Here is a 21,954-nt window from a genome sequence, read left to right on the forward strand (position 1 = left end):
TCATTTTCCCGATGGAATCAACAGTAACTGGAAAACACATGCTTTGCGAAGTCGAAATCAAACCAGCCGACAATCAGATCGACCGAGAGGGTGCCCGTATCCTGGAAGAATGCCAGATACTCGGTGCAAATTCCATCCGGACTGTCCAGACTGCACACTCCTTTCTGCTGGAAGGCGACCTGAACCAGACGAATATTGATAAAATCGCCCGCACTCTTCTGGCAGATCCGATTGTGGAAACCTTTGAGATACGCATCCTGTCTGGCGCCACCCCAGATACTGAAGGTACTGAACCACTGCTGAATGTCATGTTCAAACCCGGTGTGACTGACAATACAGCCAACAGTGCCCGCGAGGCGATCTGTGACCTGGGTCTGGCTGTAGAAAATGTGGCCACCTGCCGCAAATACTGGGTAAACCCTGATGCTACCAATGAAGAAATTGACCGCATGGCTGCGAAAGTTCTTTCCAACGAAGCGATCGAATATGTCGTGCGTGGCCCGCTGCAGATGGACAGCATTAAACTCGGCAGTGAGTATACCTTCGAACTGGTCACAATCCCTATCCGCGAGATGAATGACAAACAGCTGGAAACACTCAGTCGCGAAGGTCAGCTGTATTTAAATCTGACCGAAATGAAAACGATTAAAGCATACTACGTCAACCAGAAAAAAGACCCGACCGACGTTGAACTGGAAAGTATCGCTCAAACATGGAGTGAGCACTGTTCTCATAAAACTCTGGCTGGACGAATTCATTTTAAAGATGGCGAACGCGATCTGCATTTCGAGAACATGTTGAAGGAGACCATCTTTGCTGCGACCACTGAAATTCGCAAATCCCTGGGTGACAATGACTGGTGCGTGAGCGTCTTCGCGGATAATGCCGGGGTCATCACCTTTGATGACAAGCAGGACGTCTGTTTCAAAGTGGAAACACATAACCATCCTTCAGCCCTGGAACCTTATGGTGGTGCCAATACGGGTCTCGGGGGTGTCATCCGGGACCCGCTGGGAACCGGACTGGGCGGTAGACCCGTCTGCAATACTGATGTGTTCTGTTTTGCTCCTCCGGAAATCCCCTACGCCGAACTTCCTGCAGGAGTGCTGCATCCCAAAGCGGTTGCAACCGGCGTCGTTTCAGGGGTGCGTGACTATGGTAATCGTATGGGTATCCCCACAGTCAATGGAGCTGTCTATTTTGACGAACGATATCTGGGTAACCCCCTGGTTTATTGTGGTAATGTAGCCATGCTACCTGTCGGAAAGTCCGAAAAACAAAAGACACAACCGGGGCACTATATCGTTGCAGTCGGCGGACGGACGGGGCGCGATGGAATTCACGGTGCGACTTTTTCTTCTGCAGAACTGACCTCTGAAAGTGAAATGCTTTCCGGTGGCGCTGTGCAGATTGGAAATGCGATCACAGAAAAAATGATGCTGGATGTCATTCTGGAAGCACGTGATAAAGAATTATTCTCGGCGATTACGGACTGCGGCGCCGGTGGATTCAGCAGTGCCGTCGGCGAAATGGGTGAAAAAACCGGTGCGGAAGTCTGGCTGGATCAATGCCCGCTGAAATATGCTGGTCTGTCCTACACGGAGATCTGGATCTCCGAAGCCCAGGAACGCATGGTTCTGGCTGTCCCACCGGAAAACTGGGAAGCCTTCGAACAAGTCTGTGCCGGAGAAGGCGTCGAAGCTTCAGTCATTGGAAAATTTACAGATACCAACCACCTGGTTCTGAAATATCAGGATCAGGTCGTGGCTGATCTGGAAATGTCGTTTCTGCATGATGGACGACCTCCGGTCGTGCGTGAAGCCGTTTACAAGATACCAGCGTTCATTCCTCTGACGCCTCCGCAACGTGACAACTACACTAAAGACCTGACCTCTATACTAAGCTCACTGAATGTCTGCAGTAAAGAATGGATCATTCGACAGTATGACCAGGAGGTGCAGGCAGGCAGCGTGGTGAAACCGCTGGTCGGAGTTCAGAATGATGGTCCCTCGGACGCTGCAGTGGTTCGCCCCGACCTGACATCAACTCGTGGACTGGTAATTTCATGTGGCATGAATCCCCGCTATGGTGACTTGAATACACACTGGATGGCGGCTTCTGCCATTGACGAAGCAATCCGCAACTGCGTTGCCGTCGGTGCCGACCCGACGAAGATTGCAATTCTCGATAACTTCTGCTGGGGGAATACAGATCGTCCAGAAACACTGGGTAGCCTGGTCGCAGCTGCCCTGGCCTGTAAGGAATTCTCTATCGCGTACGGCTCCCCCTTTATCAGCGGCAAAGACAGCCTGTATAATGAATATTCTTTTGAGAATGAGCAGGGAGAAAAAGAAACAGTCGCCATTCCCGCATCGCTGCTGATCAGTGCCATCGGGCAGATTGCTGATGTCAATCTGGCAGTCACGATGGACGTCAAATCCCCCGGTAATCGCATTTTCATGGTGGGAACAACACACGATGAAATGGGAGGCAGTCACTTTGCCATGGTGAATCAGCTGGAAGGGGGACAGGTCCCCCAGGTTGATAAGGAGGAAGCACCGGAAATCTTCAAAGCCCTGCATCTGGCAATTCAAAAGCAATTGATCAGAAGCTGCCACGACCTGAGCGAGGGTGGACTGGCAGTCGCAGCTGCTGAAATGGCGTTTGCCGGTGGCTATGGAATGAAACTGGACCCGACCCGACTTCCTGAAGCACTGGAGCTTTCCACCCCCAGTTTACTGTTCTCTGAAAGCAATACTCGTTTTCTGCTTGAAGTACCTCTGGATAAAATGGATGCCTTGTATGAGTGCTTTGGTGACCTGCCTCTGGTCGATATTGGAGAAGTCATCGGTACCCGGCAGTTTACGATCAAAGGAACTTCGGGGGGCACTGCAGTCAGCGCCAGCCTGGATGAGCTGAAAGCAGCCTGGAAAAACCCACTCGCCTGGGACTGATGATCAAAACCATCGCGTACAGTACTTGACTGAATGCCACACCGGATTTCCCTGCGCATCAGCTTTCTGACAAGTTCATTCAGGAAGCTGATTTTAATACTTCCCCAGTTTGACTCTTCGAGTAAAATACTGTGGGAAGTCCTCTGAAAATCTGTTTCTATATTGAGCCTGCAACGATCCCCCTGAGATTTGAGTATCATTCGCGCCTCGATTAATGGAAAACGTTCTGATTTATCAGGAAACAGACCTGGTCAGAAACCCGTTTCCCGAGTCAAACCAAGGTTTTGAAGCTTACCGCAGATTGGCAGGAAACCCCTGTAATTTCTCGATTTATGGTCGCAAAGTCCTGTCACAGGTATTACGATAGAGTTTACGGAACTTTCTGCGCCAAGCAGTGTTTACCTTTGTAGAAAGGTGTGAAAACGGATGTCGGAAGTGAAACAAGATACCTCTGACTCTTCTGAGTTTGAAATCACTCAGGAGTCAATTAATAAACTGAGCTCCGCCTACAAGCAGATCCATGGGCAGATCTCTAAAGTCATCGTGGGTCAGGATGATGTGATTGAGCAGCTCCTGATTGCATTATTCAGCCGAGGCCACTGCCTGCTGGAAGGGGTTCCCGGTCTGGCGAAAACCCTGATGATCAGCACGCTGGCCCAAACGCTGTCCATGTCATTCAGCCGTATCCAGTTCACCCCGGACCTGATGCCTGCGGATATCACCGGAACAGACGTGTTGCAGGAAAACCGGGAAACGGGAGAACGGGAATTTCGCTTTATCCCGGGCCCCTTATTTCATAACGTGGTGCTGGCAGATGAAATCAACCGCACGCCTCCTAAAACGCAGGCTGCTCTGCTGGAAGCGATGCAGGAACACCAGGTGAGTGTCGGTCAGACCAGGCATCTGCTGAGTGATCCTTTTTTCGTACTGGCAACGCAAAACCCGATTGAGCAGGAAGGTACGTACTCGCTGCCGGAAGCACAACAGGACCGCTTCATGTTCAAGGTTTATGTGCGGTACCCTTCATTTCAGGAAGAACGGCAGATTGCCCGGCAGACGACCTCCGATTCAAAAGGTACGATTGAGCATGTCCTGAATGCCGTCGATGTCCTGGAGATTCAGAAGATTGTGAGGCAGGTTCCTGTCTCTGATCACGTCATTGATTATGCCCTGGCTCTGGTCAGGCAGACTCGTGTCAATGAACCAGGCACTCCAGAGTTTGTAAACGAATGGCTCAGTTGGGGGGCAGGACCACGGGCGGTTCAGAACCTGCTGCTTGGCGGGAAAACACGGGCGTTGCTCAATGGTCATACTCACGTCTCGACAGAAGATATCAGCGCTCTGGCTGCACCCGTTTTACGACATCGAATCGTGACAAATTTCTCTGCCGAATCGGAAGGGATTACCTCGGATCGTGTGATTGAGCGATTGATTGAAGAGACACCGTCTAAGGAAGGCGAACTGACCAGTGACCCAAGATTACAGAAAATTTTTGCTGCCTGAAGCAATCTCTCGCATTTCCCGCCTGGAAATTCGAGCACGTACGATCGTCGAAGGGTTCCTGTCGGGATTACACCGCAGTCCCTTTTTCGGGCAATCTGTAGAATTCGCTCAACACCGGGAATATGCCCCCGGTGATGATGTGCGAAATATTGACTGGAAGGTCTGGTCTAAAACAGATAAATACTACATTAAGCAGTACGAAGAAGACACGAACCTCCGCACCACGCTGCTGGTGGATGTCAGTGAATCCATGCAGTTTGGAACCGGTCCCTTATCCAAATATGAATACGGTTGCACGGCAGCCGCTGCTCTCGCGTTTCTCCTGCTCAAACAGCAGGATGCGGTTGGCATGATCACCTTTGACGACGGGATTCGCAGCCGAGTCCCCGCTTTGAGCAAGCGAAATCATCTGAATGCCCTGCTGAATGCGCTGGCTTCCGAAAAACCTGCTAAAAAAACAGACATTTATGACGTATTAAAGGAAGTGGCAGAAACGCGCTCGCAGAAGGGCACGATTATCCTCATATCCGATTTATTCGTAGACAGAGAGAGCCTGTTTAAAGGATTACGTCTGCTGCAGTATCGTGGGCATGATCTGATGCTGCTGCATATCCTGGATGATCAGGAACTTGATTTTGATTATTCTGGAACCACACGATTTGAAGGCATGGAAGAAGCGGGAGAACTGGTTTGCGACCCCCGTTCATTAAGGGATGGCTACCTCAATGCCATGCATGAGTTTTTAAATGAAATCAGAAGGCGTTGTGCCAAAAACAAATTTGACTACCAGACAATCCGGACCAGCGAGTATCTGGATGCTGCTTTGGCCCACTATTTGAATCATCGCATCGGAATGCAGCAATCCATCCGACAGTAAACGAAACAAAGTCCCCCTGTTCCCTCCAGCCTGTAACTGACGATTCGACATATGGAAGCATGGTTAACTCAACATTTTGTGAATTCCGCACTGGTCTCGACCGGCGCGCTGATGATTGCTGCGCCGATCATCATTCACCTGATTAATCGCTTTCAGTATAAACGCGTTCAATTTGCTGCAATGGAATTTCTGCTGCAAAGTCAGCAGACCAATCAGCGTCGCGTACTGATTGAACAGTTACTGCTCCTGTTATTACGCATCATTCTCATCATTTGTCTGCTGTTGTTAATCGGCCGTCTGATTCTGGACCCCAATCAGTTATCGATGTTTCACGGCGCGAAATCACATCATGTAATCGTATTGGATGACAGTGGCTCCATGGGAAATGCCTGGGGAGAACAGACGGGCTTTAAAGAAGGCCTGCAGGTCATTCGCAAAATTGCCTCTGAAGGCGCCAACCGTCCCAACACAGAAAAGTTTTCTTTAATCGTGCTGTCACGCGCCGATGCCCCCCTGTTTCTACAACGTGACATCAATGAAGAACTGATCAACGAACTGGATGCCAAACTCTCCAATCTCACCTGTTCTCATCAGAGTCTGGATCTGAATCAAGGTCTGGAAGCAGCCGTCGACCTGCTGAATGAAGATCGGGCCGTCATCAAAACACTCCACCTGATCTCCGACTTTCGCAAGTCTGACTGGCAGGAAAAAAAAGGGGTGGCTTCCACAATCGAAGAACTGAGTAACTCAGATACGGCGATCAACCTCATCAAAACGGTGCCTGATTCTCAATCGAATCTGGCAATCACAGAACTCTCCGGTGCAACCGAGGTGGCGGCCGTCGATGTGCCCCTGCGTCTGAGAATCAGTCTGAAGAATTTTGGAGAACAGATTGTCGAAGATGTGCGCGTCTCTGCTTTTGTCGATCAGAACAAACTTCCGATGAGTATTGTTTTTGATAAAATCGAAGCCGGCAGTGAAATATCGCAGGACTTTGATGTTGTATTCAACAAACCCGGTCTGCATCAAATCAATGTCAGCCTGACGAACGATGCGCTGGAGGGTGATAATGAGCGTTATATGGCCATCAATGTCAAACCCTCAAACCCGGTCCTGATTGTGGACGGCAATCCTTCCGGCAACGAGTGGATGTACATCCAGACGGCGATTGCGCCGGACGCTTCCACGACCGGATTTGCCCCCTCTGTTGAGAATGTGGACTATCTGCGCAGACATCCCCTCAGCCAGTTTAAAAACATTTATCTGCTGAACATTGCAGAGCTACCTCTGGATGCCATCGTCGCTCTGGAAAATTTTGTCTCTGATGGTGGTGGCCTCATCTGGTTTGCCGGTCCTTCCATCCAGCCTGCCTTTTATAACGAGAAGCTATATAAAGATGGCAATGGTCTGTTTCCAGCCCCTCTGGAAACGTCACCGCGCGCACTACCAGCCCGGGAATCGAATACGATGGTGGATCTGAATGTCAGTGATCACCCTCTCTTTTCTGTCTTTGCCGGTCAGGACAACCCTCTCATCGAAGCCGTGACCATTTCACGTTACTTTCCACTCTCGGAGCAGTGGCTGCAAACCAAGGCAGATAAAGTATCCGGCGTGAATGTGATCGCAACCCTTCGCAATCAGTCTCCGTTAATCCTCGAACACAGACTGGGTAAAGGTCGAATCATTACCTGTCTGACATCGGCCGGCCCTGTACTGACCAATGAAGGGGAACCGTGGAACACCTGGGCGTTTAATCCCAGCTACATCGTGTTCCAGCTGGAGCTGCAGAAATACCTGGTCCAGTCCCGCTCGCATGAGCAGGCAGAAATTGTGGGTGCTCCCATCCCCTTCTCTCTCGATGCCTCACTGTTTTCGGATGAAATTGAAATTCAGACTCCCGTAACGCAAGGAGGGCGGACCATTCGCCTCAAAGCAACTCCCGAAGAGCAGACGGACACCACCGGCAGCAGTACTCTGCAAGTCGTGACTGTCTACCGGGACACAGATCAGCCCGGCGTATATACCGTTCAACTGAAACGACAGGACCAGACGATCGAACCCCGCATGTATGCCTTCAACTTTCCCGTTTCCGAAAGCAACCTGGAACTGGCTACGACCGATGAACTCATGAACGAGTTGGGGAATTCAAAACAGATTCAGATTCAGGAACCGGGTGAATTTCAATGGATTCAAGGCCAGGAAGCCGGTCGAGAAATCACCAATGCAATTTTGCTGATCCTGTTCGTGTTATTGATTTGTGAACAACTTCTGGCCTATCGTTTGAGCTATCACCCTAAAATAGCGGGGGCCGCCGCATGAATTATTTCGCGTCCCTTCCTGCATCACTGATTCTGGCTGCCGACGAAACGACCGCGTTTCGTTCGATCGAATACGATACGCCCGATTCAGGCTGGGGATGGCTGTTACTGCTGTCTGGTCTGGGGCTCGTATTACTGTTATCGTTTCGAACCGTCTGGAAAGACTCAGTTCAACTCCCACTGTTCTGGCGCTGCTGGATGGCGGTATTACGACTGGGTGTCTTAGTCGCTCTGATTGCCATTGTGTTTAATCCACACGAGCGTACTCAGAAAATGTCGTTTCGCCCTTCCCGGGTTGCCGTTTTAGTCGATACATCACTTTCCATGCGACACCCGAATCAACTGGTGGCAGCAAATGCAAGTTCGCCAGCCAGTCGCAATGTTGTCTCCCGCATGGAAGCAGTCGAAAAGCTTCTGGCAGATTCTCCCCTGATCAAAGACCTGCAAAAAAATCACCAGGTCAGCATTTATTCCTTTGATAAAACTTTAGTCGGTCCCCTGCATGTATTTCAAAAGCAGGACTCGCCTGAGGATACCTCGACCCCACCCTCAGAAAAAAACAGCGTGCCGGATCAACCTGATTGGAATACACTGCTTCAGCCACAAGGGCTGGAGACGCGTCTGGGAGAACTGCTGGGCCAGCTGATACGTGAAATCAACGGCTCCACGCTGTCCGGAATCATTATTGCCACAGATGGGGCGTCCAACGCAGGCACCGACTTACTATCTGCCAATGAAGCGGCAAAAGAATCAAAGGTACGACTGATTCCCTTGGGAGTCGGAAGTCCTGTTCAACCCGCAAACATCCAGATTTCCAAAATCATCGCACCCACCGATGTGCAGTTTGGGGATGGTTTTGAGATCACTGCGATCGTGCAGGCCATTGGTATGCCTGGCAAAAATATTACGATCGAACTGCTGAGAAAAGTCCCAGGCGAAGCGGAACCGACCATTGTTGAAACGCGAGATATCCTGCTGCCTGCGGAAGACAGCCTGCCTCTGGATATCAAATTTGAACGCACCCCCGCTGAGGAGGGTGAAATTGGTTATGTCGTTCGGGCACGGGGTAATCAACTGGCGGGTGATGCCAATGCCATGGACAATGAGCTGGCCCATTCTGTTAATGTATTCAGTCGCCCTACTCGTGTACTGGTCATTGCCGGTGGTCCCATGCGGGATTATCGCTTCGCCCGCACCATGCTCTACCGACATCCTTCGATCCAGTCCTCTGTCTGGCTGCAGTCTGCCCCACCCGGGGTTTCTCAGGATGCGAACGAACTCCTGTATGAATTCCCTGAACGGGCAGATCTGTTTGAATACGATGTGGTACTCGCTTTTGATGTGAACTGGGAACTGCTGTCAGCAGAACAAATGCAAAACCTGAATGAATGGGTGTCGTCAGCTGGTGGCGGAATCGTCATGGTGGCCGGTGACGTTTACACACCTAAACTTGCTCAGGAAAGTGAGAAGTACCAGTCCATTCTGGATCTGTATCCCGTGTTTATCAACTCTTTCGTCCGCGACTACCTGGATGAGGAAGCGACACAGATTCGCCGGATCGAATGGACCCAGGCCGGCCTGGATGCAGGCTTCCTGATGCTGACCGATGATCCGGCAACCTCCAGGCAGTTATGGGAAAATTTCCCTGGGATATACCGCTGTTACCCCTCAAACGGTGCCAAAGCGGCTGCAACGGTTTATGCCCACTTCCCGGATCCTAAAACACAAACCGAATTTGGATTCTCAATTCTGATGGCGTCTCAGTATTATGGCGAAGGTCGCTGTTTCTATCTGGGCAGCCCCGAAATGTGGCGACTGCGATCCGTCGAGGAAGATTACTACGACCGTTTCTGGACCAAGCTCATCCGGAATATCGGACAGGGTCGAACGAAACGAGGTACCAAACGGGGCACTCTCATTCTGGAGCGCGATGAGTATGTACTGGGACAGACGGTCTCTGTTCGTGTCCGTCTGCTCGATCCGGAATTCAAACCACTCATCCAGGAATCGGTGCCTATGGAAGTCATTGACCCGCGAGGCAGGCCCCTGATCCCTAATCTACTACTGATGCAGGACCGGAATCGACCCGGCGAATATGTCGCCAGCTTCCGTGCCAGCCTGCCTGGTAAATATCGATTTGAAGTCACGGTCCCTAATTCCAAAGGCCAGGTTGTAGACGGAAATCTCACAGTTCTGCTGCCGCGTCTGGAAGATGAATCATTAAGTCAGAATGTGAAAGGGCTCAAGGAACTGGCCCGCGATACCGGTGGTCAATATCTCGCTCTGGAAGAAGCGGAACAGATCCCTGCCCTGCTGCCTGATCAGGGTGAAGAATTCCTGGTCGACGAACGGTTGAAAACACTCTGGGATCAGGCCTGGGTTTTCTTTCTGCTGGCAGGTCTGCTGGCTGTGGAATGGCTGACCAGAAAATTATTTAAGCTAGCTTGATTTATTGTACAATGACTATGTGTTCCCATTATTGACTCTGCTGAAATATCAGCGTGAAACGGACGTATGAACAAACCTGCCAAAGTATCAATCCCTCAGGAAATCACCGATTTGCTCAATCGGTTACGGGGCAAAATACGCAGATACATTCTGCTGGAAGGCGCAGCTAAACTACTTGCTGTAGTGGGCCTGATTTTCTGGGTCAGTTTTGTGGTCGACTGGGGTTATTTCCAACTTAGCCATTTTGAATTACCCGTCTGGTTTCGCGCCTCGTTTGTCTTAATCTCATTGACAATGATACTGGTTTTAGCGGGTACTTTTATCCTGTTCCGGCTGATGACGAAAATGAGAAAGAAATCACTGGCCCTCGTACTGGAACGCCGCTTCCCTGAGCTGAATGACCGCTTGGCAACGGCGATTGAACTGCACGAATCCAACGAACCTCAAAATGCCTTAACCCGCGCCATGCTGGAACGAACTGTGAAAGATGTCGCACGCGGCAGCAGTCAGCTTCCCCTCGAAGATGTCTTTGATAAACGCCCTTTAAGAAGAGCATTTTTCGGTGCCCTGATCCTGTCGGTTTCCATTCTGATTCTGGCTGTCGTTAATCAGCCCGCGATGGCCCGTTGGGCGAAAGGTTACCTGGAATTAAAAAGCGATTACTGGAATCGCGAAACGGGACTGGTCGTCAAAGTGATCGCCCAGCCGGGGGACCGCATCCGGGAATTTCAGGACCAGACTTACAAGCATGGTCTGGGAAATGATCTGACACTGTTAGTGGAAACCATCAAGGGCAAAAAATCTCCCGAACGCGTGCAGTTAACCTATCGCATGCAGAATGGTCGGGATGGAGGCCGAACCGTGATGTCGCGACTGGGTGAAGGTCGTTTCAAACATACGATTACGGACGTCCTCGACGGAATGCAGATCTGGGTCTCAGGCAATGATTATACCAACCCGGAACCCTATCTGATTGAAATTGTAGAGACTCCCGTCCTGGATCAGATTCAACTGGAATGCCGCTATCCGGAATATACCGGTTTGAACACCACCGATCCCGTGACCGGTGTGCCAGCACCCGATATCCAGACCGTTCAGGGAACTCAGATCGCGCTACCCGTCAACACAGACTTCCAGATGGTCTCCACAGCCAACAAACCAATCAGCCGGTTTTCGCTGGAAACAGATCAGCTTAAAATTCAGTTGGAACCATCGTCGGCTACCAGTTCCTCTTCGCAGTCTAATTTCCTGGCCTGGAAAAATTCGCAGGGAGAGATTGTCAAGCAGACCAGTTTCTCACCTGCACAGTTAGCACAGATGTGTGGCCCGGACCATCAGGTATTTCGGATTCCCTTCACTTTAGTTTCAGATAATAAAGAGACTTCCTCCTCAGGGATCCCTCTGCTCATCGATCAACCGATGCGGATCTACCTGGAGGATGAAGACGGTCTCCTGGTCACCGAGCCGATTCGCCTCAGTATTATTGGAATCATAGACCAGCCACCGAAGGTCGATACTCGCCTGGCGGGGATTGGCAAATCAATTACCCGCAAAGCGATGATTCCCGTCGAAGGAATGATCACCGATGACTATGGCATTCAGTCGGCTCGGTTTGACTTCCTGGTAGATGAGGACAAAAATTTCCGTCTTCGCCCGTTCCGTTCCAAACCCGCGGAACGTCCCAAAGAATTTACCTTGCAGCGAAATGAAAGAGAGGCGTGGGAGCGTTTTGAAGTTCTGCCGCTGGATTTAAAGGTCGGTCAGAAACTCAGCCTGACCGTGCATGCAGAAGACGCAGATAACTTGAGTGGCCCTCACCAGGTGCATGGCGAAACCTATCATTTTGAAATCGTGACCGATGAAGAATTGCTCTCGATCCTGTATTCCAAAGAACTGAACCTGCGCAAGCGTTTTGAACAGATCTTCAAAGAAGTCACGCAGACACGTGATGAACTCAAAGAACGTGTTGCACAGCTCCGTGAATCTCAGGCAATCAGGGAAAAACAAAAGCAGGGGCAGACTGATCCTGCCTGGGAAGCAACCCTACTGGAAAATCAGAGTGCCGTCTCTGTTTCAGCGGATCGATCGCTCTATGGTACGCGTAAAAATGCGACCGAAACAGCTTCCATTGTGGAATCGTTTCAGGATATTCGTGAAGAACTGGTAAACAACGGCGTTGCCACAACCCAGATCATGGGACGCATTGACGATAAAATCCTCAAACCTCTGACCATGATCCATGAGCAGGATTTTCCCGATGTCGATCAACGGCTGGGTCTGTTCCGACTGGCAGTCGAGCAGAACACCACCCCACTCACCGAAATCCAAACCAGTATTGATCTTCTGGATACCATGCTGGTCCGTATGCAGGGTGTCCTTAACGAAATGCAGGATTTACTGGAGTTTCATGAAGCCATCGAAATGCTCAAGAATCTGATCGAACGTGAGAAAGAATTGACAGAAGAGACCAAAAAGTATCGCAAAAACAAGCTTCTAGACCGTCTCAAAGGTTTAGGATTGGAGTAAACTGAAAAATTTTACCAAAACCAGAGAGAATCGCGGCTCACGGTTTCCTCACCCTTTAATGACTGGACACAAAAACACGCTTCGATCATCGTACCAAACATGATATAATATTGAATGCGTTTAAATGTTTGCATGCCTCACAAATAGACGTCCAGGCAATTGATACTTCCCCTTCCTCAACGGTTCTGAGATCACTATGAAAACTTTGGCAGAAGCAATACTTATGTGGAATCGTCCAGGGACTTTCGTTCTGATGTTCTCACTTGTCGTCTGCATGTCATTTCAGAATATCAGCGATGCGCAGCAACCCGCTTCTTCGGATCAGGGATCTGCTCCTGAAGTTGATAAAAGCAATCTGTCCGACAGGCAGGAAGCCATTACTCAGCAGTTCAAACGCTTCGAATCCACGCTCCATGATCTCGGCGAATACATGAAAAAGACAGATCCTGCCCGCGCGGATCTACTGTTTCGTGCCTTTGGTCAAAGTAAACAGAACCAGATGACCGTTGAAATGCAACGCGTTCTGCAGATGCTGGATAAAGGCCAACTGGGTGATGCGGTGGAACGTCAGGAGAATCTGTTAAAAAACATGCAGAATCTACTCGCATTGCTTCAGAGTGAAGACCGCATGAGCGAAGTCGAGAAAGAGAAACAGCGCATTCAGGATCTGCTGAAGGATGTGAATCGTCTGATGGGGCAGGAACGGGATGTGCGTGCGGCGACGGAACGGGGGGGAAACCCTGCCGACGTGAAAGACAAACAGCAAAAGACGGCAGAAAACGCCCAGAAACTGGTCGATAAAATCGAACAGCAGGACGCCGAAAAAAACGATTCCCAGAAGTCTGATTCAGATTCCAAATCAGCAGAGAAAGAGCAGGAAGGTCAACAGAAAGACCAGAAGTCCCAGGAAGGAAAGTCCGAATCGCAGAAGGATGCCGACTCCAAAAAGTCTTCGGAATCCGAGTCCAAAGGCAAGCCTCCCGAGAACGGCAAATCAGATCCAAATCAGAAAGGGTCAGAAGGTCAGAAGTCTGATCAGCAGTCTCAAGAACAGCAACAGTCACAACAACAGCAAAAAGGCCAGCAGGGGAAACCCCAGGAGGGAGAAAACCAGCAGTCCCAGGAACAACAGCAAAAGAATACTCCGGGACGGGAGCAGATCGAACAGGCCCGCCAGGAAATGGAAAAGGCCATCGAAGAGCTGGAGAAAAAACAGAAAGATGCCGCCTCCCGTCATCAGGATGATGCGATCCGTAAATTGGCGGAAGCCAAGGAAAAACTGGAAGAGATGCTGCGTCAGTTACGCGAGGAAGAACGTGAGCTGATGCTGGCTGCCATGGAAGCCCGTTTGCAGAAGATTCTGGCACAACAGAAACGCGTCTATTCCGGCACTCTTTCCATCGGACAAGTTCCCGCAAAGGAACGCACGAGCCGTCATACGGCCCGCGCTGTCCAGCTGTCCCGTGAAGAATCACAGATTGGTCTTGAGGTTGAGAAAGCGATCCTGCTGATTACTGATGAAGGTTCTTCGGTTGCGTTCAGTGAAGCATTGGCAGAGGTCCGGGAGGATGTGCAGAATGTAGGTTACCGCCTGAACCGCGTGCAAGTGGATGAGCTGACCCAGGGCATCGAACAGGATATTATCAGTTCTCTGGAAGAAATGATTGAAGCGCTGCAGAAAGAGATGGATAAATCTGACGAAGAGAAGAAGAAACAGCAACAACAGCAGCAACAGCAGGGTTCTCCGGAAGATCAGGCTTTGATTGACATGCTGGCAGAGATCAAAATGCTGCGATCCCTGCAGTTACGCGTGAATAATCGCACTCGGAGAATTGAAAAGCTGGCCTTGGAAGAGGGTGCCAACCAGCCCGACATCCTGGAACAGTTGCAGAAATTAGCCAATCGACAGACACGTATTCAAAACGCGACCTATATACTGGCAACCGGCAAAAACAAATAAGCGATTTTTCGGAACCGCTGGAACAAAGGTGACAGACTACCATGAAAGTCAGGCTCAATTTAACTCGCATCACAGGATCTACGCTCCTTTATCGAAGAGTGTTCACGCTGATTGCCCTGACCTGCTTGATGTCTGTTTCTGCATTTGCACAGCCCCCCATTCCCGTGCCGCTCCCTTTCAAGGAGCCTGTCGAAAAACAGACTGAAAAAGAAGAGACTGTTCTGTACGCTGCCCCCACTTCTGCAGAATTAAAATCTCAGTTAGAAAACTGGGTAGCTGACCAGAAAGTAAAAGATCCCGCACAATTGAAGACGGTGGCCAGCCAACTGGTGAAACTCGAAGCTGCGCTGTCTGCAGAAGAAAAGCTGGACGTAGCGATCCGTATATTCTCCGGAATTGATCGTCAGGCGGCAGAACTGGTTCGATCGAATCAGTTTTCAGACAGTGTTCCTCAATTTTCCAGCCCTCCATTTTTGACGGAAGGAAAAGCCGAGACATTCTATCCTGCCAATCTGAGATACTTTGTCGCCCGCAATTTGACGCAATTCAGACTGGTTGACCCGGCTCTGGAGATCTTCAATTCGATTAACCCGGAAATCCTGATTGATCCGGCTGGATACCTGTTTTACAAAGCAGTCTGTGAACATCATCTGTTGCAGAAAGCAGCCTGTGAAAAAACGCTGGATCAACTTTTAAACCGAACTCAGGACGTTCCAGAGCGCTTTACCCAGGTCGCAGTCCTGATGCAGGCTGACCTGGCATCACTCAAAGAAGAAAGCCTGGATGAGATTTCCCGCAAGATGAGCGATGTGGAGCGCAGGTTGGAACTCGGAAATTCCGGAAAAAAAGTTCAGAAGGTCGAAGACGAAATCATTGCCTCGCTCGACAAACTGATCAAGAAAATGGAAGACCAGGCAAAAAACAGCCCCTCTTCCGGTTCGGGAGCAGGCAACTCGAAAACTCCCGCCGCTGGTGCAGATGAAAGCCGCGTGAAAGGCACGACTGCACCTGGCGAAGTGGACAAGAAAAAACTATCCAATAATGGCGGATGGGGTCAGTTGCCTCCCAAAAAACAGGCTTCTGCCAAAAACATTATTAACCGTAATTTTCCATCTCATTACCGTAAAGCGATTGAAAAGTACTTCAAGAAGCTGGCTGCCGAGAAAGCCAATTCCGGCAAATAGCATTATCGATTCCTTTTTGAACCCACTCATTTAATTGCTGACTTTCTGGAGTTGACTACATGCCTGTTCTGTTTTTTGTTTCAATGACAACTCTGCTTGCCATTGCTCCTGATGTGGAAGTCACCTCACTCAGTGGCGCGAGTGCCTCCGGGAGTCTGCAGTCATTAAACAAAACCGTCGCGAAAATTAAAGCGGGACAGACTGAGAAAGACCTGCCTCTTTCCAATATTCTAAATATGCGATTTCCCAAAAACCGGCCTCAGCGCAGCCTCGAATTACCTTTAACCGTCAGATTAACTGATGGCTCAATATTTCCGACACAGAGTCTGCAGAGCAATGAACGTCAGGTCAAAGTCAGTGGTGATCAGACAGGCGAGTTAATCCTGCCTGCCAGAAATGTCGCCTCGATTCGTTTTGGTGCGCTCAACTCAAACATTCGAGACTCCTGGGAAAAACTGCTGAACGGTGAGAATACAAAAGATCTGCTCGTGGTTCAAAAAGAGAATGTGCTTGATTATATCGATGGAGTCGTAGGTTCGATCACCGAAGAAAAAATACAATTTTTCACCGGGGAAGACGAAGTCTCCGTGAACCGCAGTCGCGTCTTCGGGGTAATTTACTCTCGCCCCCCCTCACCGGAAGTCTCTCCCTACTGTGCGATTCGACTGACCGACGCGGGAGTATTAAATGCCTCTGCGATTACTTTTACCGGAACTGAATTTACTGCGACTCTCCTGGGAGGTACCCGGGCCCGGTTTACCCCACAGTCAATTGCCAATCTGGATTTCAGTCAGGGTAAGGTTCGCTATCTCTCTGATCTGGAACCAAGGAATATTGAATATACTCCTTTTTTTGATACGGTCTGGAAGTATCGTAAAGACCGACACCGGGATGGCGGCCCCCTGCGGGTGGGCGGTAAAGAATATACGCGTGGTCTTTACATTCATTCAAAAACACTTCTTCAATATCGCTTGAAAGGCGACTACCGGAATTTCCGTGCGATCATGGGGATCGATGAATCTGTGCCTGGTATTGGATTTGTGTATGTTGAAATTAAAGGTGACGGTCGCATCCTTTACTCGGGTAATATACGGAGCTCGGATTCTCCGGTGGAATTAAATCTGGATGTTGATGGCGTTCGTGAGTTCGAGGTTCTGGTCGACTTTGGAGATAACCTTGAAATTTGCGATCACCTCGACCTCTGTGAAGCACGTTTTATAAAATAATCAGTGACGGGGCACTCGACTGAAACAATCTGACTGGTTTCGTGGTGAGCCGTTATAGTTTGAAGGTAATTTGATGCAGAGATTATTCATCTGTGTTCCATTCGTCATCTGCACTCTTTTGTCACTACCTGCATTCTCAGCAGAATCTTCTGTTGATCCTGCGGTACTGGCGGCTCAGAGACAGCGAATTGAAGTAATCAAAGCTGTCTCTCCCTCCGTGGTTGCCATTTTTGGTGGTGCCGGTGATGGTGGAGGCTCAGGTGTGCTGGTCACGCCTGACGGTTACGCCTTGACTAATTTTCATGTCGTGTCGGGTGCCGGCAACTTCATGAAGTGTGGGCTGAATGATGGTAAGCTGTACGATGCCGTGATCGTCAGTATCGACCCTACTGGTGATGTAGCTTTGATCAAACTACTGGGCCGCACCGATTTTCCGGTTGCGCGAATGGGAGACAGTGATGCCGTGCAGGTGGGTGACTGGGCCTATGCGATGGGTAATCCGTTTCTCCTGGCGACTGATTTTCAACCAACGATCACTTATGGCATCGTCAGTGGCGTTCACCGTTATCAATATCCGGCTGGAACTTTTCTTGAATACACCGACTGTATCCAGGTTGATTCTTCGATTAATCCTGGTAACTCGGGTGGCCCCCTGTTCAACGACCGTGGCGAATTAATCGGTATCAACGGTCGCGGGTCATTTGAAAAACGGGGTCGTGTCAATTCAGGGGCCGGATATGCTATTTCCATTAACCAGATCAAACACTTCTGGGATCATCTCAAGAGTGGCCGCATCGTCGATCATGCAGCGCTGGGAGCAACCGTCACCACAGGCTTTGATTCGAATATCAATGTCGCTGAAATTCTGGAAGAATCAGACGCTTATCGAAAAGGTTTGAGGCTGGGTGACGAAATAGTTTCATTTGCAGGCCGCCCGATTCGGAGTGTGAATCAGTTCAAAAACATACTGGGTATCTACCCTGCAGGCTGGACGTTACCACTGGTTTATCGGCGGGATGAGAAAAAGAACACAATCTATGTGAGACTGCAGTCTCTGCATAGCGCTTCGGAACTGCAGGAACAGGCCGGACAGAAGCAACTGATCCCGGAGAAAGCACCTGAACCGGGAGATAAGAAGCCGCGTCTGCCGATGCCTAATCCACACGCAAAGGCAGCCCCCGAACCTCCGGAAAGATATAAACACCTTTATGTCCCGAAAACCGGATTTGCTAATTACTATTTCAATCAACAACAGCAGGAACGCCTGCTGCAGGCCTTAAGTGCCACAAGTAATTTTTCGGAACGAACGGGATCCTGGACCCTGACCGGAAAACTGGGAAACGGAACAGACTTCACCCTTACTCTGGCAGATAAAGGCGTGGGTTTTGAAGTCGGCAAGGATATCTTTCTACAGTCACTGGAAACAGACATGTTGGTTGATGAGCCACCTGGTACGGGTGGTCTACTGGCAGCGTTACATCATTTCCGACTGTTGCTCTCTGGACAATCCGAACGATTCACAGACTTTTATTATCTCGGCAGCGAACGACTGGACGGGACAAATGAAATGGTCGATGTTCTGATCGCAACGCAGACCGGTACGATCTCCCGCTGGTATTTCAATAAATCAGATCTGTCTTTGCGGGGCCTGGATTTTTACCTGACAGAAAATTCAGAAGTCTGCGCAATCCGTTTTGAACAATTCCGGTCACTCAATGGCCAGAAGTTTCCCGGTGAGTTGGATGTGCGGTATGGCAGTCGACCTGTTATGAAACTGAAAATAGAACGACTCAAGCTGGACCCGCTTGAGAACTCAAAGAAATAGCCGCCGAAGCGGATGAAAGTTGACCTTCAGTGATTCAAAGTAAAGTAATCAAACCTGTTCTGTTCAGTCTGTGCCTGGCAGTGCTCCTGCTGCCAGCTCCGCGGACTGCCTCTGCTGCATCGCAGTCAACAATAGAGTATGCGCTGCCCCGCATGGTAAAGATTTTTGGTGCGGGGGGTGTTAAAAACCTGTATGGATACAGTACCGGTTTTCTGGTTTCTCCTGAAGGACATATTGCTACAATCTGGAGCCCCGTACTCGATACCGATCGGTTGTCTGTCGTCCTGCATGATGGCCGGAAGTTTGAAGCAGAAGTACTGGGGGCAGAACCGCATCTGGATTTAGCGGTTCTCAAAATAAAATCGGAAGGGGAATTAAACCTGCCCAGTTTTGATTATAAAGCGAAGGTTACAGCAGGCCCGGGCACACGCATCCTGGGTTTCAGTAACATGTTTAAAGTCGCCACTGGTGATGAACCGGTTTCTGTATTACATGGCGTTATAGAAGCACGAACGGAATTACCACGCCGCCGAGGCGCGTTTGAGCTCTCGTATTCAGGCGATGTTTACGTAGTCGATGCAATTACCAATAACCCGGGTGCCGCCGGCGGGGCGCTGGTCACCTACGACGGGAAACTGCTGGGTATGATCGGCAAACAGGTCCGAAATGCCAAAACGAATACCTGGGTCAATTATTCACTGCCCATTGATGTCCTGAGTAAAAGCATCGAACAGATTATCACCGGTAAGTTCGATTCCAGTGAAGATCAGAAAAAACCGGAAATGGATGCGCCCCAGCGTTACCGCCCGGTTGACTTTGGGCTGGTGATGGTGCCAGACGTGCTCTACCGTACTCCCGCCTATATCGACAGGGTTCTGCCTGGTTCGCTGGTAGCGAAAGCGGGATTACAGCCCGATGATCTTGTTGTGTTTGTGAATGATGATCTGATCAAATCCTGCAAAACACTAAATACCGAGCTGGGTCAACTTGAACCCGGCGATTTACTGCGTCTGGTAGTTCGCCGCAACAATCAACTTATCTCGATCGAATTTCAGGTTCCCCCTGAAAAGAAATAACCATATCAATATTGAATCAACCATGAACAACATTTTCCGTTTACTGATACTGGGGCTGGCTTTGTCTGGTTCCTTCAATTTACTACAGGCCCAGTCTCCTGTTCCCAATCTGGAAATACTTGAAGAACGCGCCTTCAAACAGGCTGCCGCTTTCATTAACCCCTCCATTGTCCGAATAGAAACCGTCGGAGGTCAGGACCGGGTCGGCAAACTCATCACAGGTACTGGTCCGACTTCCGGAGTAATTGTCAGCCGTGATGGACTGATTATTTCCAGTGCCTTTAATTTTATCGGCAAACCCTCTTCGATTCTGGTTACTTTACCCGACGGTCGTCGTTTTCCGGCACAGAATGTCGCCACAGACCATTTGAAGATGCTGACACTTCTGAAAATTGATGCGCAAAATCTGCCTGTTCCGCTCGCCATTCCTGAGAGTGAAATACAGGTTGGCATGTGGTCGATAGCGTTGGGACGTACATTTGATCTGGACCAGCCCAGTATCTCTGTGGGAATTGTGAGTGCACTGGAACGAATCTGGGGAAAAGCGATTCAGACCGATGCGAAGATTTCTCCCGTTAACTATGGTGGCCCACTGGTGGACATCAATGGTCGTCTGATGGGGATACTGGTCCCGCTCTCACCCGGCGCTTCTGCTGAAACAGCTGGCGTGGAATGGTATGACTCAGGTATCGGGTTTGCAATTCCCATGTCGGATGTTCTCAAAATCATTCCCCGCCTCAATACCGGTAAAGATCTTTATCCAGGCCTGTTGGGAATCACGTTATCCGGCCACGGGGACCTGTCCACCGACATGAAACTTGACCGTGTCCGTTACGGCAGCCCGGCTCAGGAAGCCGGCGTCAAAGCAGGAGACACAATCACTCAACTGGACGGTAATGCCGTTGCCATGCATTCTCAGGTAAAACAGGTGCTGATGAATAAGTACGCGGGTGATTCCGTGAGTCTGATGGTCACCAGAGATGGTTCACCGAAACCACTTTCATTTCAGGCGACTATGGTAGAAAAGCTGGTGCCCTTTGAATCTGGATTTCTGGGGATTCTACCCCAGCGATCATCGACTGATCAGGCTGAAGCAGGTGTTGGCATCCGTTTTGTTTTTTCTAAATCAGCAGCTGCGGAAGCAGGCCTTAAAACCCAGGATCGTATCCTGGAATTCAACCAGCAGAAAGTATCAGACCCTGGCACGTTGGCTCTTCTGGTGAACCATTTACGACCGGGGGAAACCGCAGAGCTTCTGATTTCTCGCGATCAGAAAGAACAAACGGTTCAAGTCAAATTACAAGCGACCCCTAATACGGTAGAGTCAGAACTGCCCACACAGGCAATCCCATCCCGTACCGCTGCCGAGAACCAGAAAGACAAGATCAAAACTGGACATCTCAAAGAAGAACTTCCCGGTTCCGAATCAACTTACTGGGCTTATGTCCCGGAAAATTATAACCCGGATTTTGACTACGGTTTAATGATCTGGATTCACCCGCCGGGAAATACCATGGAGTCGACGATTTTCAAAGAATGGAAGAGTATCTGTGAGCAGCGCGGTATCATAATAGCTGGTCCTGCGGCCCAGGACGTCATTCGCTGGAATCGGGATGAGGCAGAATTTGTCAAAGAAGTGGTTGAATCAATGCGAAAGCGATACCGGATTGATAATACACGAATCTTCCTGATCAGCCATCGCGATGGAAGTGAATTTACGTTCGATCTTGCTTTTAAATATCGTGAACTGTTTCGCGGCGTCGTTGTTTCCGAAGCAACACTCAATAACAAACCGCCGGAGACTGACCCTGACTATCCATTGAGTCTGTTTTTTGTCTTGAATGCTGCTAACCCGCTGAACCAGTTACTGCAGCCTCAAATTGAAGCAATTCGAGAAATGAATTACCCCACGGTCTTCGAGTTGATCAAAAACGAAAATCCAGCTGCACAATACCTGGATAAATCGACTCTGGAAGCAATCGGTCGCTGGGCAGACAGCCTGGACCGGATTTAATCAGCTCGCATTTTATTACCAGGCTGGGTGTGGCACTTCCTGT

Annotated in this window: 12 protein-coding genes; all 12 read left to right on the forward strand. The window is 49.8% G+C overall.

Going from position 1 to position 21,954, the window contains the following annotated elements; translation table 11 throughout:
* Nucleotides 1-38 precede the first annotated feature (38 nt).
* Nucleotides 39-2,954, forward strand: coding sequence for a phosphoribosylformylglycinamidine synthase subunit PurL (purL, locus tag ACN0YH_RS15810; RefSeq protein WP_417380546.1), 2,916 nt, complete (start codon nt 39-41; stop codon nt 2,952-2,954).
* A 426-nt stretch (nt 2,955-3,380) separates the two neighbouring features.
* A complete protein-coding gene (locus tag ACN0YH_RS15815; RefSeq protein WP_417380547.1) occupies nt 3,381-4,457 on the forward strand; it encodes an AAA family ATPase in 1,077 nt (358 codons plus the stop codon).
* Complete coding sequence (locus ACN0YH_RS15820; RefSeq protein ID WP_417380548.1) at nt 4,447-5,334, forward strand: DUF58 domain-containing protein; 888 nt, start codon at nt 4,447-4,449, stop codon at nt 5,332-5,334. The genes ACN0YH_RS15815 and ACN0YH_RS15820 overlap by 11 nt, the downstream gene beginning before the upstream one ends.
* A gap of 51 nt (nt 5,335-5,385) precedes the next feature.
* Entirely contained in the window at nt 5,386-7,653 is a 2,268-nt protein-coding gene (locus tag ACN0YH_RS15825; protein ID WP_417380549.1) for a BatA domain-containing protein, read from the forward strand.
* On the forward strand, nt 7,650-10,100 hold the full coding sequence (locus tag ACN0YH_RS15830; protein ID WP_417380550.1) for a hypothetical protein: 2,451 nt from the start codon (nt 7,650-7,652) through the stop codon (nt 10,098-10,100). Before ACN0YH_RS15825 ends, ACN0YH_RS15830 begins: the two co-directional genes overlap by 4 nt.
* 66 nt (nt 10,101-10,166) lie before the next feature.
* Complete coding sequence (locus tag ACN0YH_RS15835; protein ID WP_417380551.1) at nt 10,167-12,626, forward strand: hypothetical protein; 2,460 nt, start codon at nt 10,167-10,169, stop codon at nt 12,624-12,626.
* A 223-nt stretch (nt 12,627-12,849) separates the two neighbouring features.
* Nucleotides 12,850-14,586: a hypothetical protein gene (locus ACN0YH_RS15840; RefSeq protein WP_417380552.1), complete on the forward strand. Its 1,737-nt coding sequence runs from the start codon at nt 12,850-12,852 to the stop codon at nt 14,584-14,586.
* A gap of 128 nt (nt 14,587-14,714) precedes the next feature.
* The gene (locus tag ACN0YH_RS15845) at nt 14,715-15,770 is read left to right on the forward strand and encodes a hypothetical protein (RefSeq protein WP_417380553.1); all 1,056 of its coding nucleotides are present in this window, start codon (nt 14,715-14,717) and stop codon (nt 15,768-15,770) included.
* 59 nt (nt 15,771-15,829) lie between these two features.
* The gene (locus ACN0YH_RS15850) at nt 15,830-16,996 is read left to right on the forward strand and encodes an NPCBM/NEW2 domain-containing protein (RefSeq protein WP_417380554.1); all 1,167 of its coding nucleotides are present in this window, start codon (nt 15,830-15,832) and stop codon (nt 16,994-16,996) included.
* A 73-nt stretch (nt 16,997-17,069) separates the two neighbouring features.
* A complete protein-coding gene (locus ACN0YH_RS15855; protein WP_417380555.1) occupies nt 17,070-18,821 on the forward strand; it encodes a S1C family serine protease in 1,752 nt (583 codons plus the stop codon).
* A 29-nt stretch (nt 18,822-18,850) separates the two neighbouring features.
* Nucleotides 18,851-19,897, forward strand: a complete 1,047-nt coding sequence (locus ACN0YH_RS15860) for a S1C family serine protease (protein ID WP_417380556.1) — start codon at nt 18,851-18,853, stop codon at nt 19,895-19,897.
* Nucleotides 19,898-19,919: 22 nt separating this feature from the next.
* Nucleotides 19,920-21,911, forward strand: a complete 1,992-nt coding sequence (locus ACN0YH_RS15865; protein WP_417380557.1) for a PDZ domain-containing protein — start codon at nt 19,920-19,922, stop codon at nt 21,909-21,911.
* Nucleotides 21,912-21,954: the final 43 nt, after the last annotated feature.

The organism is Gimesia sp. (genome assembly GCF_048262075.1).
Lineage (GTDB): Bacteria > Planctomycetota > Planctomycetia > Planctomycetales > Planctomycetaceae > Gimesia.